The organism is Rhodococcus sp. NPDC049939 (assembly GCF_040656415.1).
In the GTDB taxonomy this organism is placed as follows: domain Bacteria; phylum Actinomycetota; class Actinomycetes; order Mycobacteriales; family Mycobacteriaceae; genus Rhodococcus_F.
The window spans coordinates 179,523-193,474 of record NZ_JBFAMC010000001.1; the positions used below are offsets into that span (position 1 = coordinate 179,523).

14 protein-coding genes are annotated in these 13,952 nt (G+C 63.1%); 8 read left to right on the forward strand and 6 right to left on the reverse strand.

From position 1 onward, the window contains the following. Positions 1-3: 3 nt before the first annotated feature. Positions 4-525, reverse strand: coding sequence for a nuclear transport factor 2 family protein (locus tag AB0I57_RS00795; protein WP_358332987.1), 522 nt, complete (start codon positions 523-525; stop codon positions 4-6). A 58-nt stretch (positions 526-583) separates the two neighbouring features. After that, positions 584-1,348 (reverse strand): enoyl-CoA hydratase/isomerase family protein, encoded by a 765-nt coding sequence (locus tag AB0I57_RS00800; protein ID WP_358328473.1) that lies wholly within the window; start codon positions 1,346-1,348, stop codon positions 584-586. Positions 1,349-1,536: 188 nt separating this feature from the next. On the opposite strand from AB0I57_RS00800, the gene AB0I57_RS00805 reads away from it, so the two are divergent. Next, positions 1,537-2,274: an FCD domain-containing protein gene (locus AB0I57_RS00805; RefSeq protein WP_358328476.1), complete on the forward strand. Its 738-nt coding sequence runs from the start codon at positions 1,537-1,539 to the stop codon at positions 2,272-2,274. 62 nt (positions 2,275-2,336) lie between these two features. Here the strand turns inward: AB0I57_RS00805 and AB0I57_RS00810 are convergent, their stop codons facing one another. Continuing rightward, a complete protein-coding gene (locus AB0I57_RS00810; RefSeq protein WP_358328479.1) occupies positions 2,337-2,534 on the reverse strand; it encodes a ferredoxin in 198 nt (65 codons plus the stop codon). 158 nt (positions 2,535-2,692) lie between these two features. Here AB0I57_RS00810 and AB0I57_RS00815 point away from each other — a divergent pair, with 158 nt between their 5' ends. Together AB0I57_RS00815 and AB0I57_RS00820 are read left to right on the forward strand one after the other, a co-directional pair. After that, on the forward strand, positions 2,693-3,937 hold the full coding sequence (locus tag AB0I57_RS00815; RefSeq protein ID WP_358328482.1) for a cytochrome P450: 1,245 nt from the start codon (positions 2,693-2,695) through the stop codon (positions 3,935-3,937). Positions 3,938-4,038: 101 nt separating this feature from the next. Next, positions 4,039-4,467 carry a nuclear transport factor 2 family protein gene (locus AB0I57_RS00820; protein WP_358328485.1) on the forward strand — a complete coding sequence of 143 codons (429 nt, stop codon included), beginning with the start codon at positions 4,039-4,041 and terminating at the stop codon, positions 4,465-4,467. A gap of 53 nt (positions 4,468-4,520) precedes the next feature. On the opposite strand, the gene AB0I57_RS00825 is transcribed toward AB0I57_RS00820, so the two are convergent. Beyond that, entirely contained in the window at positions 4,521-5,438 is a 918-nt protein-coding gene (locus tag AB0I57_RS00825) for an SMP-30/gluconolactonase/LRE family protein (protein ID WP_358328489.1), read from the reverse strand. A 175-nt stretch (positions 5,439-5,613) separates the two neighbouring features. On the opposite strand from AB0I57_RS00825, the gene AB0I57_RS00830 reads away from it, so the two are divergent. Beyond that, positions 5,614-6,252, forward strand: coding sequence for an isochorismatase family cysteine hydrolase (locus tag AB0I57_RS00830; protein ID WP_358328492.1), 639 nt, complete (start codon positions 5,614-5,616; stop codon positions 6,250-6,252). Between the two features lie 32 nt (positions 6,253-6,284). Here AB0I57_RS00830 and AB0I57_RS00835 read toward each other — a convergent pair whose 3' ends face one another. Continuing rightward, on the reverse strand, positions 6,285-7,472 hold the full coding sequence (locus AB0I57_RS00835) for an ROK family transcriptional regulator (protein ID WP_358332990.1): 1,188 nt from the start codon (positions 7,470-7,472) through the stop codon (positions 6,285-6,287). A 221-nt stretch (positions 7,473-7,693) separates the two neighbouring features. Between AB0I57_RS00835 and edd the strand changes: the two genes are divergently transcribed. From edd to AB0I57_RS00850, 3 genes are read left to right on the forward strand one after another with little or no spacing between them, the layout of a single operon-like run. After that, positions 7,694-9,547, forward strand: a complete 1,854-nt coding sequence (edd, locus tag AB0I57_RS00840) for a phosphogluconate dehydratase (protein WP_358328495.1) — start codon at positions 7,694-7,696, stop codon at positions 9,545-9,547. 11 nt (positions 9,548-9,558) lie between these two features. Beyond that, a complete protein-coding gene (gene eda / locus AB0I57_RS00845; protein WP_358328497.1) occupies positions 9,559-10,185 on the forward strand; it encodes a bifunctional 4-hydroxy-2-oxoglutarate aldolase/2-dehydro-3-deoxy-phosphogluconate aldolase in 627 nt (208 codons plus the stop codon). A gap of 40 nt (positions 10,186-10,225) precedes the next feature. Continuing rightward, positions 10,226-11,662 (forward strand): sugar porter family MFS transporter, encoded by a 1,437-nt coding sequence (locus AB0I57_RS00850; protein WP_358328500.1) that lies wholly within the window; start codon positions 10,226-10,228, stop codon positions 11,660-11,662. Here the strand turns inward: AB0I57_RS00850 and AB0I57_RS00855 are convergent. Next, a complete protein-coding gene (locus AB0I57_RS00855; protein ID WP_358328503.1) occupies positions 11,659-12,378 on the reverse strand; it encodes an FCD domain-containing protein in 720 nt (239 codons plus the stop codon). The genes AB0I57_RS00850 and AB0I57_RS00855 overlap by 4 nt on opposite strands. A 165-nt stretch (positions 12,379-12,543) precedes the next feature. On the opposite strand from AB0I57_RS00855, the gene AB0I57_RS00860 reads away from it, so the two are divergent. After that, on the forward strand, positions 12,544-13,938 hold the full coding sequence (locus AB0I57_RS00860; protein WP_358332993.1) for a gluconate:H+ symporter: 1,395 nt from the start codon (positions 12,544-12,546) through the stop codon (positions 13,936-13,938). Positions 13,939-13,952: the final 14 nt, after the last annotated feature.

Consider the following 13,952-nt stretch of genomic DNA (forward strand, 5'->3'; position numbering starts at 1 on the left):
GCGTTACTCCTTGCGATAGGTGTTCCAGGTAGGTGCCGACTCCGGATAGTCGGCCTCGGTGTACCTGGTTTGTGGCCATCGGATCCGCCGGGTGGTGCGGAAGCTCGCGCCCATCGACTCGAAGGGTACGGAATACATGAATGACACTGCGCGCGATGAGAATTGCCAGGTTCCGTTGGATCGGAGGTACCGGTCGCGGTACCGGTACGCACTCATCATGAGGGTGTCGTGGACGGCGAGCTCGGCGTGCCCTGTCATGATTCCGGTGGCGTGGTTGTCGTCGGCAATCGTGACTACGTGGATCTCGGGCGTGTGCAGCATGGTGTGGTAGCGCTCCATGCTCGCGACGTAGAAACCACGGATCTCGTCATGCCCACGCAGCGTGGTCCCCGCGACCTCGAACATGGCGTCGTCGGCAAACATCGCGATGAGGGCCTCGATGTCGTGGTCGTCGACGGCGAGCGCGTAGTTGGCGGCCAGGTCGCGGATTGCGTCCTTGGCGACGAGCCGTTGAAGCGCGTCGATCACCGAATGCTCCTTGTCTCAGACGATCTCACGGTCCCGGTCATGCGCGGTCTCGTAGCTACTCGGCGGGTGGGAACTGGGGCGTGCGCTTCTCGAGGAAGGCCTGGGCGCCTTCGATCATGTCTTCGCTACCGATCGCTTGGATCAGCATTCCGAGCCCGTTGGTGAAGGAATCGCGTGCCGAATTCCACCAGATGTTGGAGCTCGTCTTCGTGATCTCGAGATATCGGGGGCTGAGCAGTTCGAATTCCTTGCACAGTGCCCGAACGGATTCCGTAAGGGCGTCGTCGTCGACGACCTCGTTCACCAGTCCCATCTCGTACGCGTCGTCCGCGGAATACCTGCGGCAGAGTAGGGCGAGTTCCTTGGCTCGCTTCTCGCCGATCTGCACGCCCATGACGTTCGTTGCGCCGCTGACGGGCGAACTTCCCACGCGCGGGCCGGTCTGTCCGAATGTCGCGGACCTTGCGGCAACCGCGAGATCACACGCGACGACCAGTTCGTTGCCTCCGCCGGCTGCGGCGCCGTTGACCGCGGCGACTACGGGCCGAGGGCAGGTGCGGATCGCGTCGAACATCTGGAGCGACGCGCGGTACAACCCACGCATCTGTTTGACCGTGGGCTCGCTGAGCTGTCCGAGCGAACCGCCGGCGCAGAAACTTCGGCCGGTCCCGGTGATTACGACGGAGCGATATCCAGCCGCGTTGTGCAGTGCGTCGACGATCTTCGCACACATGTCCGCGTCGAAGGCATTCATGCGTTCGGGTCGGTTCAAGCGGATCCACAGTGTCGAGTCGACGTCCTCGAAAGCGACATCGGTCATCAGGGCCTCCTGAATCTAGTTGGGTGTCGCGGAATACTCGGCGGGGCGTTGTCACAAAACGTTATAATCTTAGGTATTGATCCGATATGGTCTCGAGTACTTGGGTAGTGACGGAGGCGAGAGCTCCGGAGGCAGATACCGGGTCGATCGCGCGAGGCGGAGAGCGCTCGCGAACGAAGGAGAGTCAGATGATTGCGGGCAGGGCACCGAAGGCAGCAATGGTGGTGGCGCAGCACATCATTCGAGATACCACGCGCGGGGGATTGAAGGCCGGCGACCTGCTCCCGTCCGAGAAGGTGATGCTCGAGAAATACCAGATCGGCCGCGGAACCCTTCGTGAGGCGCTTCGGCTGCTCGAATTCCAGGGCGTCATTGCGCTCAAGCCCGGCCCGAAAGGTGGGCCGATCCTGCTCGACCCCGACGGATCGCACCTGGCAGGAACGATCATTCTGCTCATGCAGCTCAAGCAGGCGCCGTTCAGTGCGATCGCGGAAGCGCGGACCGCGCTCGAACCAATGATCAGTCGTCTGGCCGCGGAGCGAATAGACGACGAAACGCTGAAGGCTCTCGACGCCACCATCGTGCAGATGCGGGATTCGCTGTCCGACCAGCACGTCTTTCTCGAGGCCAACAAGACCTTCCATGATCTGATCGCGTGGTCCTCGGGTAATCCGCTGTTCGGGTACATCGTCGATTCGCTGCTGGGCATCATGGACGGCACCGTCATCGGCATCGACTATCCGCCGCATCGCCGTGAGGCGATCATCGTGGCGCACACCGAAATCTACGATGCGTTGGCTCGTCGGGACCCCACGGAGTCCGAGGCTCGGATGCGTGAGCACATCGACGCGTACACCCGCTACGCCCAACGGAAGTACCCAGAGCTTCTCGGTCAGGTCATCCAGTGGGACAGGGCGCTCGGCTGACACGGTGCGGACAGTGCTGACGACAAGGGCCCCGGGCAAAAAGTCCGGGGCCTTTCTCGTCGTCAATCCGATGTGACGACGATGGCGCGTTCTGGGCATGCCGCCGCTGCCTGGCGTGCCGACTCCTCATGCTTCGGGTCAGCCCCACCGGGCAAGACATAAGAGTGGCCGTCCTCCTCCCGGAGGCCGAACACGTCCGGCGAGGTCATCTGGCACAGGCCGTGACCCTGACAATGGAGCTCGTCGACTTCGACCTTCATGGTCGTCTCCTCTCAGCGAGCCGGCCGCCCTGAACCCGGCGGATGGTTGGAAGCACGGTTGCTTCGACGCTAGCTATGTGATCTGGCTTACTATAGCATCTGTTATAACCATTAGCAGGAGATGGACGTGGCCACGAGAGCAGGAGGTTTTCGCAGCGATGGACACGGCGAATCGGTGCCCGGTCATTCACTTCGATCACAACTCCCAGGAGCACTCGGCCGATCCGGTCGGCTCGTACCGGAAGATTCGCGAGAACGGTGGTATCGGTTGGACCGAGGCACATGGCGGCTATTGGGTACTCAGCGACTACGAGTCGGTTTTCGAAGCCGCCCGCGACGACGGGGTTTTCTCCTCGGCGCGCACCGATGACGGCGGAGAAGGGCTGTCGGTGGTGATTCCCAAGACTCCCATGCACTTCCACATCCCGATCGAGCTCGATCCGCCGGAGTTCCGCAAGTACCGCAAGATTGTCAATCCGATCACGGCGCCCGCCGCAGTCGAGCGGATGAAGAAGCTTGTGGACCGGCACATCGACGGCTTTATCGACAGCGTAATCGAGGACGGTGAATGCGACCTCACGTCTGTGATCTCGGTGCCGTCCATCGTCACCGTCGACTGGCTGGGACTCGACCTCGCCGACTGGAAGCGCTATTCGCACGCTCATCATCAGGCCCTGGCCGGAATTCCGGGCAGTGAAGACTACAAGTATGCGATGGAAGTCGAGTTCCCGGAACTCTCCGAGCGGATGCGCGAGACGATCTCCGCCCGCCGGGAGAACCCCACCGACGACATCATCAGCTATCTGGTTCAGCAGGAAGTCGACGACCGCAAGGTCAGCGACTTCGAAGCATTCGGCATGGTGGAGCTGCTGCTCGCAGGCGGTGTCGGCACCACGGCATCGCTGGTGAGCCAGTCGCTCGTGTGGTTGGCGCGGCACACCGACGTGCGGCAGCGGTTGATCGAAGATCCGAGCCTGATGGATCACGCCGTCGAGGAGTTCCTTCGGTACTTCTCGCCGACGCAGGCGCTGGCCCGCACCGTGTCCGAGGACACCGAGTTCAGGGGCTGTCCCATGAAGAAGGGTGACCGAGTCCTCCTCGCGTGGTCCTCTGCGAACCGGGACGAGAATCTGTTCGAGAATCCCGACGACATCGACATCGAGCGGTGGCCCAACCGACACACCGCATTCGGCATAGGTGTGCACCGCTGCGCTGGTTCCCACCTGGGACGCTATATGTCGAAGACGCTCATCACCCAGGTACTAGCGCGGATGCCCGACTACACCGTCGAATTCGACGCGTTGCAGGCGTACCCGCACCAGGGCACCAACATGGGATGGCAGCGGATTCCCGCGAAGTACACGCCGGGCAAGAAGATCCTGACCGACTACGAGTTGTACTGACCAACCAGTGGGAATCAGAGGAGCCCAGGGGGTCACGGCCAGAACTCGGCGGCAAGTCCGCAGACGTCATACGAGATGAGTGAGGATTTCTGATGGGACACGTGAGCGCAGTTCAGGCGCACAGGGCTGCGGATGTCCTTGTGCAGTATGCGTGGGCGGTAGACCGGGGCGACCTGGAGGCGTTGCGGGCCATGGTCATCGACGACGTCAAGATCTCGCACACGGGCATGCACGCCTCAGGGGTAGAGAACTTTCTCGACGTGTACCGATCATTCTTGGACTCGCCCATCGAGAAATCCCAGCATTCCTTGTCGAACATCCACGTCAGCGCGGAGGGCGACGGCGGCTTGCTTGTCGAATCCTACTTCGAGGGAACTATGTTCCTGCGAGAGACTTCGGAGCGCCTCTTCGGCCGCTATTCCGACTCGCTGGTGGAATCGGACGGTGACCTCAGGATTGCGCACAAGCGCATCACGGTCGACCGGGTAATGAATTTGCCGGAGGCGTCGAAGGAATTCGTTCGGCCCTGAGTGGTACACGAAGGTGGGCGTTGGCAACGGGGTCGTTGCCCACCTTGCGGGCGTCAGGGGCGTCCGGCGTGCGCGCGCTTTACCCGGGTGGCAAGCAGGCTAGCGTCGCGGGTATTCCGGCGCGCTTTCTCGGACGAGGACGGTGCCGCGCAGGCGTAGAGAGTGTGGCTGTCCTCGCCGCCGAGCATGCATGCGAACACCGCCGTGGGGAACTCGACGGTGTCAGTGATCGCACCACCCTCCTCTACGCGGATGACTTTCTGATGCAGTGCGTCCGCGACCCAGACCCCGCTGTCGGCGTCGAGGCAGATTCCGTCCGGCGCGACCGCGGCGGCGCCCATCGCCGCCCTCACCGAGTCCGTCGGGAGTTCGGGGCCGAACGCCGCCCAGGTCCGGCGATTCGTCAACTCGCCCGACGGTCCGATGTCGAACCCCGTGAGCTTGTTCCCCATGCTCTCTGCGACGACGAGGACGTCACCCGGGGTGATAGCCATCCCGTTGGGGAACCGCAGGTCGCCTGCCGCTACAGCGAATGTTCCGTCGGCCGCGACTCGCAGGAGGTTGGCAGGTTCGATTCGCGAGTTTCCGCGGAAGTCGAATCCGAAACTGCCGATGTAGGCAGTTCCGTCCTCGGCGACGACCATGTCGTTGAGCTTTCCCGTTGCCACGGAAGACAGGTCGGCGTGAGTGACGAGCGTGCCGTCGTCCTCGCGGCGGAGTAGCAGACCGCGCTCCATCGACACGATCAGCAGCCGGCCGTCGGGAAGCCAGCCCAGACCCGACGGCTCGTCTGCGTCGAGTGTGGCCTCGACCCGTACGTCACCGGTCGTCCCGATCGAGATCACCTCATGGCGGTACATATCCGACACCCACACACGCCCGTCGTGCCACCTCGGACACTCGAGAAATGCACGGTCGGCGACGACTGTATCGATGGTGGCGGGGGAGCCGGAGGTAGGGGAAGCGGTCATGAGCAGTCCTTCGGGTTCGAATGGTGCAACCACATCGCGCACTATGATGATTATAGTTATCGTGACGTTTGCCCGAGTCAACCGAACGCGGGTATCCCCGTGTTCAGCGGTCTACGCTGGCTTCCCGGAGCAGCCGATGCTCGGGGCGCGGCTCAGATCGCCGCAGGAGGGGAACATGACGGACTACACATCGCCACGGTGGGGCCGGTCCGCTCTGGTCGTCATCGATCTACAGCGAGACTTCCTCGACGACGGGCAGGCAGCGATCCCAGGTACGACGGCGGTTGTGCCGAACGTGGTGTCCCTGGTCAATGCCTTCCGTCGTGCAGGACGCCCGGTCATTCACGTGATCCGCCTCTACCCGCCCGGGGGCTCGGATGTCGACCTGTTGCGGCGCGACTTGATCGAGAAGGGCGCAGAGGTCGCCGCACCCGGAACGGACGGATCGCAGGTCGCCGACGGCGTTCTGCCGAGGGGGTACCGGCTGGACGCTGATGTGCTTCTCGCAGGAAAGCAGCAGGAGGTCGGCCCGAGTGAAATCTTGCTGTTCAAGCCACGGTTCAGTGCCTTTCATCGCACTGAACTGGAGTCGCTGCTTCGCGCAGAGGAATGCGACACCGTCGTGGTGGCCGGATGTAACTTGCCGAACTGCCCACGAGCGACCCTGTTCGATGCGAACGAACGAGACTTCCGCACCGTTCTCGTAACCGATGCCGTATCGCAGACAAGCCCCGAACGACTTGCTGACCTCGAAAAGATCGGCGTCAACCTGCACGCGACAGCCAACGTCGTAGCCTCGCTGCTCGCGAGGTAGCGACTCGAAACGTGCGCATTAGCCGGAGTCGTCTATTTCTGTTGCACGAGTAGCTGGTCGACAGCATCCACACTGAGGACGTGGTCGAGTGCCATGGTGGCGCTGCCGACCACTCCCGATAGTTCCCCGTGTGTCCAAGGGAGAATTTGAAGCTGTTGGGTAGCCACGGATATCGCTTTGCCGTAGAGCGTTTCGCGTAGTCCCGCGACCAGCGTGTCATAGGCCTGCGCCATGTCGCCGCCGACGATCACGACTTCTGGGTTGAGTAGATTGACCGCCCCCGACAGAACCTCTCCGATCCGGCGCCCGCTCTCGCGGATCATTCGCCTGGCGTCTGCGTCGCCCGCCAGGGCAAGCGCGATCACGTCGCGGATGTGGGCGACCTCGCGTCCCTGCTCTTGCAGGCTTCGTACGATCGCCCACCCACCGGCTACTGCTTCGACACACCCGACATCACCGCACCGACATGTCATGCCTTGTGCTGCTGTGATTTTCGTGTGTCCGATCTCACCGGCTGCGCCGAGGGCGCCACGTTGGAGTACGCCACCGGATACGACACCCGCTCCGAGCCCGGTGGATGCCTTGATCAGTAGCATGTCGGCGAATTCGCGACGATCTCCTCGCCTCTCGGCCAAAACCATCACGTTGGCGTCGTTGTCGACAAGTATGGGTGCGTCAGTGACCTCGGCGAGAAACGGATGGAGGGGGACGCCGTCCCAGCCCGACATCATGGGGGAGTTGAGGCTGCACCCACGCTCGATGTCGACGGTTCCCGGGAGACTGATACCGATCCCGACCGTGCGAGCGGCGGTCTCGCCCACACCCTCGCGCAGCTCGATGAGACGCTGCGCGACGATAGGCATCAACTCGGCTGGACTGGCACCGATCTCTTGCTCGACGTCCTCGGTGGCGATGATGTCGCCGGCAAGGTCGCAGACTGCCAGCTGGGTGCGACTCCTGCCGACGGCGGCTGACAGCACTACACCGGCGCGCACGTGAAACGCCAACTTGGCAGGGGGTCGTCCTCCGGTAGAGACGCCCTCCTCGTATTCGGTGACGAGTCCCGAAGCCTGCAGCGTCGCCACCCGCGCTGCAACCGCCGTGCGGGAGAGACCGGTGAGGTTCCCGATCTCGGTGCGGGTCGTCGCTTGCCCGGAGCGAATGAGGGCGAAGATGTCGCCACCCGTCGCCGGAGAGGTGGTTCCGCGAGGCGTCCGCATGTGGGTCATTCAATCAACCGGACGCGAGTCTGACAACGCGAACTCTAGTTTCTTTGTTCACGCAAAGACAAAAGTTCGTCTTGAAGGAATGCAGAACATCCCCTACGGTCGTCTGCGACGGCCCGCACAGTCGGTCTTCGTCGGTGGCGGAACAAGCACTCACCGACGCGACTCAATTCTGACCGAGCGCACCGGACGGGCCTGGCACGAAGGAGCGCAGCATGAGCCACGCAAGCAGTCGTACCGACCTGGTGCACCCCGTACTCGCCGCCGTCACCGAACGGATAATCGAGCGCAGCAGGCCTGAGCGCACTGTCTACCTGGACCGCATGCGCGAAGCCGCTGAGCGAGGTCCTGCCCGCGGACGTCTGGCCTGCGCCAACCTCGCGCACGGATTCGCCGCCTTGGGAGAGATGGACAAAGCGGCGCTGCGGGCGATGGTCAAGCCCAACATCGCCATCGTTTCGTCGTACAACGACATGCTGTCTGCTCACCAGCCGTTCGAGGCGTTCCCGAAGCGCTTGAAGGCGGCGGTCACGGAGGCGGGCGGCATCGCCCAGTTCGCCGGCGGCGTCCCCGCCATGTGCGACGGCATCACCCAGGGTCGTGACGGTATGCAGTTGTCGCTGTTCAGCCGCGACGTGATCGCGATGGCGACTGCCATCGGGCTTTCTCACGACATGTTCGACGGCGCACTGATGCTCGGAGTATGCGACAAGATCGTGCCGGGAATGCTCATCGGCGCACTGGGTTTCGGTCACCTGCCGACCGTGTTCGTTCCGGCGGGACCGATGACGTCCGGTCTGCCCAACAGCGAGAAGTCCCGCGTGCGGCAGTTGTACGCGGAGGGCAAGGTTGACCGCTCAGAGTTGCTGGACGCTGAGGCGTCGTCGTATCACGGCGCCGGGACCTGCACATTCTTCGGTACGGCCAACTCGAACCAGCTCCTGATGGAGGTGATGGGTCTGCACCTGCCGGGCTCGAGCTTCGTCAACCCCGAGACGTCGCTGCGTGACGCCCTCACCTCGGAGGCTGGAAGGCGAGTCACCGGAATCACCGCACTGGGCGACGACTACACCCCGGTCGGCGAGGTCGTGGACGAACGTGCGGTGGTCAACGGTTGCGTCGCCCTGCTCGCCACTGGCGGTTCGACCAACCACACCCTCCACCTCGTGGCGATCGCCCGTGCCGCTGGAATCACCCTGACCTGGAGTGACTTGGATGAATTGTCTTCGGTGGTTCCGCTGCTCGCCCGCATCTATCCGAATGGATCGGCGGACGTGAACCATTTCCACGCCGCCGGCGGTCTCGGGTACGTGGTGTCGTCGATGCTGGAGGCGGGGCTATTGCACGAGGACGTCAAGACGGTCGTCGGACAGGGGCTTCGGCGCTACACCGAAGAGCCGAAGCTCTCCGGCGACCGTGTCGAATGGCAGCCTGGGACACGAGTCAGCCTCGACACCAGTGTTTTACGGAGTCCCGAAGATCCCTTTGATGTCAACGGCGGACTGAGAATGCTCACCGGAAACTTGGGCACCTGCGTGATGAAGACATCGGCAGTGCACCCGGATCACCGCGTGGTGAAAGCCCCCGCTCGGGTCTTCGACGACCAACTCGACTTCCTCGCGGCATTCGAGTCGGGAAGGCTGAACTGTGACTTCGTCGCGGTACTTCGGTATCAGGGCCCGCGCGCCAACGGAATGCCCGAATTGCACAAGCTCACACCGGCGCTCGGTGCTCTTCAGGATCAGGGACGTCGAGTCGCGCTGGTCACCGATGGTCGGATGTCCGGCGCCTCGGGCAAGGTCCCCGCAGCTATTCACCTCACCCCGGAAGCAGCTGCGGACGGACCACTCACCCGGGTGTGCGATGGCGACCTCATTACCGTCGACGCCGAGTCAGGATCCGTGAACGTGCACGTCGATGTGAAAGAGCTAGCTGCTCGTTCAGTCACCGGGCGTACGCTAGGCGCCGACGAATGGGTAGGTACCGGACGTGAGTTGTTCGCCGGTCTGCGTGCCTTGGTCGGTCCGGCGACACAAGGCGCCAGCGCCTTCCGTTCGCAATCTGAGTGAAGGAGCATTCAGTGACCAGCAGCCGTTCGATCCTCGACCGTGCCCCAGTCATACCCGTCGTCGTAGTGGAGAACATCGACGACGCAGTGCCGGTCGCTCGCGCGTTGGTGGCCGGCGGGATACCCGTGATCGAACTGACCCTGCGTACGTCCTGCGCGCTCGGAGCTATCGAGGCCATAGCGAGCGAGGTGCCTGAGATTTGCGTCGGTGCCGGCACGATAGTGCGGCAGGAGCAGGCTGCGCTCGCGGCTCGTGCAGGGGCCGAGTTCCTGGTGTCGCCGGGCAGTACCGAATCGCTACTGAAGGCGATGGGCGATACCGGCCTTCCGCACCTTCCCGGAGCCGCAACGGCCTCCGAGATTCTGTTCCTTCTCGAGCGTGGCTACAAGGAACTGAAGTTCTTCCCAGCGGAGGCGTCCGGTGGTGTGAAATTCCTCGGAGCGATCCATTCACCGATACCCGCTGCACGATTCTGTCCCACGGGCGGTGTGTCGATGTCCAACGTCGGCGAGTATTTGGCGCTCCCCAATGTGGGGTGTGTGGGCGGATCATGGCTCACCCCCTCAGAGGTCGTGAAACTCAAGGACTGGCAACGGATCACAGGGTTGGCGAGAGAGGCGGCGGCGCTCGCTCGGTAGACCGGGCGGGTGACGTACATCGGAACAACAAGAGGCTCGAATGACTGCACACGTTCCGTCGTCCGATGCGGAGTGTCCCGGCGATATCGAACAGGAAACTTCGATTCCGGTCCGTTTCGCTGCGATCGCTGCCCTCGGCGGGTTGCTGTTCGGGTACGGCACCGCGGTGATCAACGGCGCGGTGTCGGCAATCGAGGACCGGTTCGAGATCGATGCCGGTGTGCTTGGATTCGTGGTGGCATCCGCGCTGATCGGCGCCGCGGTGGGTGCCCTGTTGGCCGGGCGTATCGCCGACCGATACGGCCGCCTGACCACCATGCGTGTCGCGGCGGTGCTGTTCCTGCTAGGCGGCATCGGCGCGGGACTCGCCGCCACGGTGGAGGTCCTCGTGGCGTTTCGTATCGTCGGCGGGATCAGTGTGGGTTTGGCCTCGGTGGTCGCACCGGCCTATATCGCCGAGATCTCACCTGCCCAGGTGCGGGGCAGGCTGGGATCGCTGCAGCAAGTTGCGATCTCCGCGGGCATACTGTTGGCATTCTTGGTCAATTACGTCCTCGCGGTGCTTGCCGACGGGTCCGAATACGAATTGTGGTTGGGATTCGAGGCGTGGCGGTGGATGTTTCTGGTGATGTGCGTCCCCGCGTTGGTCTACGGGCTGTTGTCGTTGACTATTCCCGAGTCGCCGCGCTACCTGATTGCGACGGGAAGGGCCGGTGAGGCGCGCCGAATTCTCGTGGACCACCTCGGTGAAAGGGCTGTGGACCAAGAGGTCGACCGGATCCGCGCCTCACTGGCTCTGCAGGAGAGGCAGTCCCTTCGCGACCTGAAGGGTTCCGCGCTGGGTTTGTTGCCGGTCGTGTGGATCGGCATCGGTCTATCGGTTTTTCAGCAGTTCGTCGGTATCAACGTGATCTTTTACTACTCGAGCACCCTGTGGGAGTCCGTTGGTTTCGACGAGAGCAGGTCATTGCAGATCACGGTCATCACCTCGGCAGTCAGCCTGGGTGCCACTGCGATTGCGATCGCCTTGATCGACAGGGTGGGCCGTCGGCCCCTGCTGATCATCGGTTCGGCGGGCATGGCCGCATCGCTCGCGATGATGGCGATCGTTTTCGGGACGGCGTCCTCCGTGGTGGTGGACGGCGTCACATTGCCACACTTGACCGGACTGCAGGGGCCGATCGCGCTGGTTGCGTCCAACCTATTCGTGGCAGCCTTTGGCCTGTCGTGGGGCCCGGCGGTGTGGGTGCTGCTGGGCGAGGTGTTCCCCAACCGTATCCGCGCGATAGCGCTGTCTCTGGCGGTCGGCGTTCTGTGGGCGGCGAACTGGCTGATCACCGTGACGTTCCCGTCGATGATGGACTTCTCACTCGGACTTTCCTACGGTTTCTACGCCGTGTGCGCGGTGTTGTCGCTGGTATTCGTGCTGAGATGGGTGAAGGAGACGAAGGGCGTGGAACTAGAAGCCATGCACTAGTTCTCGTCCCTCATCCGCGAAACTGCCATAGCCGATTCCGTCACTATCGCGCGCATGGCGGTCTCGGCAGCTTCCGCGTCTCTGCTCTGGATGGATGAGGCCACTACTCCGTGTAGATGGACGACCTCGTCCTCCGCTACGTACGGCATGAGAGCGTGACGGGTTCTGCCCTCGAGCACTTCCACCACGATCGGCGCCATCGCGGCCAACAGTGGGTTGCCTGACGCGATCAAAAGGGTGCGGTGAAAATCGGAATCGTGGGCGAGGTATGCGGTGCTGTCGGCGGCGCGGGCGGTAGAAGCCAAGCCGATGACGGCCCCCGTCAGCGCGCCGCACTGATCGGGTGTGGCACGTTCGGCGGCGAGTCGCGCGGCGAGTGGTTCTATGCCGTAGCGCAACTCGCTGAGCTTCGCAAGTTGATCGAATCGCTCCGGACCGGCCAGCTTCCACCGAATCACGCTCGGATCCAGGGAGTTCCAGTGCTCCTCCCCGAGGACCGTGATCCCCACGCGGCGTCGCACCTCCAGGAGCCCGAGTGATTCGAGAACTCTCACTACCTCGCGTACGACGGTACGGGAGACAGAGAACTGGTTGACGACGTCGTCGGCGGAAATTCGGGTGCCAGGTGCAACGACTCCTGCCACGATGTCGCTGCCCAACCGTTCGAGCACCGTTTCGTGCAGTTGCCGGTACTCGGCGCTCTCTGATTTGGTCACTAGCCGATGGTCCCACGGTCGGCCGCTGAACACACACCTACCCGCGAGTCACTATCTACATAGTATGTAAACATAACTACTATTGAAATAGTATGGTTTTTGAGGCATGGTGATCGTAGTCACTTGCAGGGGCATCCCCTGGCCACCCCTACCGGAGCGAACAGAATCAGTACCTTCTCACTACTAGCGGGTTCCGACGGTGCCAGCCATGACGCGAGGCTGATCGCAGCCGCCGTGGTCGGTGTCGCCGTCATCATCGCGATGATCACCTGGCTCAAGCTGCATCCGTTCCTCGCTCTGTCCATCGGTGCCGTCGGTGTCGGTATCGCCGCAGGTATGGGCGCCTCGGACTCGGTGACGGCGTTCGTCGAAGGCTTCGGGGAGACCATGGGAAGCGTCGGGATTCTCATCGGGTTCGGCGCAATGTTCGGCAAACTCCTGGCCGACTCCGGTGGTGCCGACCGTGTCGTCGACACGCTCGTCGGACGATCGGGACCGCGCACCCTGCCATGGACGATGGGACTGGTCGGTGCGGTGATCGGCTTGCCGATGTTCTTCGAGATCGGCCTCGTGCTGCTGATGCCTGTCATCATCCTCGTCGCCAGGCGTTCGGGACAGCCGCTGATGGTAATCGCGATCCCGACGCTGGCGGGGCTGTCGGCCATGCACGGCCTGGTTCCACCTCATCCGGGTCCTCTGATTGCCGTGTCGGCTCTCGACGCGAACCTAGGCCTCACCCTCGCGCTCGGTATCTTGGTCGCCATTCCCACAGTGATCGTTGCGGGCCCCCTGTTCGGCAAGTGGGCCGCACGCTTGGCCGATGTCCCCGTCCCCGAGTTGTACGTCACCGTAGAGGATCGGGAGGGCGCGGAGGCTGCGGCTCAACGCCCCCGCCCGAGTTTTGTGGCAACGATCTCTGCGATTCTGCTGCCAGTCGTGTTGATGCTGGGGAAAGCCCTCGCCGATGTCATCGCCCCCGGTTCGGAAGCGACGGCCAAGATTCTCCTCGATTTCCTCGGAACACCGGTCGTGGCGCTCGGGCTTGCGGTGCTCGCCGGAATCGTGCTTCTCGGACGTGGCGGGGGTATGGACCGCAGGGCGATTGCCTCCTCGCTCGAGAGCGGGCTACCACCGATAGCCGGAATTGTGCTCATCGTCGGTGCGGGCGGTGGATTCAAACAGGTTCTGATCGACACCGGCATTGCCGATGTGATCGCTCAATTCATCACGGGCAGTGCGCTACCCGTCCTTTTCCTCGCATGGCTGGTCGCCGTGCTGATCCGCGTCGCCACCGGATCAGCCACCGTCGCGACCGTGACCGCGTCCGGCATCCTGGCGCCGGTTGCGGCCGACTTGTCGTCGACGCACGTATCGCTGATGGTGCTCGCGATCGGCGCTGGATCTCTGTTCCTGTCACATGTCAACGACGCCGGATTCTGGTTGGTGAAGGAATATCTCGGTGTCTCCGTGGTGCAGAACCTGAAGACCTGGACGGTGATGGAGTGCATCATCTCCGTTTCCGGCCTGGCCGGTGTCCTCGTGCTGAGTGTGTTCATCTGAGCGGGCTGTGAATG

Excerpts from the sequence above, each read along its gene's own strand:
- AB0I57_RS00805 (WP_358328476.1), top strand. The coding sequence starts at position 1,537 with ATGATTGCGGGCAGGGCACCGAAGGCAGCAATGGTGGTGGCGCAGCAC.
- AB0I57_RS00800 (WP_358328473.1), bottom strand. The coding sequence starts at position 1,348 with ATGACCGATGTCGCTTTCGAGGACGTCGACTCGACACTGTGGATCCGC.
- AB0I57_RS00825 (WP_358328489.1), bottom strand. The coding sequence starts at position 5,438 with ATGACCGCTTCCCCTACCTCCGGCTCCCCCGCCACCATCGATACAGTC.
- AB0I57_RS00810 (WP_358328479.1), bottom strand. The coding sequence starts at position 2,534 with ATGAAGGTCGAAGTCGACGAGCTCCATTGTCAGGGTCACGGCCTGTGC.
- AB0I57_RS00835 (WP_358332990.1), bottom strand. The coding sequence starts at position 7,472 with ATGCGGACGCCTCGCGGAACCACCTCTCCGGCGACGGGTGGCGACATC.
- AB0I57_RS00850 (WP_358328500.1), top strand. The coding sequence starts at position 10,226 with ATGACTGCACACGTTCCGTCGTCCGATGCGGAGTGTCCCGGCGATATC.
- edd (WP_358328495.1), top strand. The coding sequence starts at position 7,694 with ATGAGCCACGCAAGCAGTCGTACCGACCTGGTGCACCCCGTACTCGCC.
- AB0I57_RS00830 (WP_358328492.1), top strand. The coding sequence starts at position 5,614 with ATGACGGACTACACATCGCCACGGTGGGGCCGGTCCGCTCTGGTCGTC.
- AB0I57_RS00815 (WP_358328482.1), top strand. The coding sequence starts at position 2,693 with ATGGACACGGCGAATCGGTGCCCGGTCATTCACTTCGATCACAACTCC.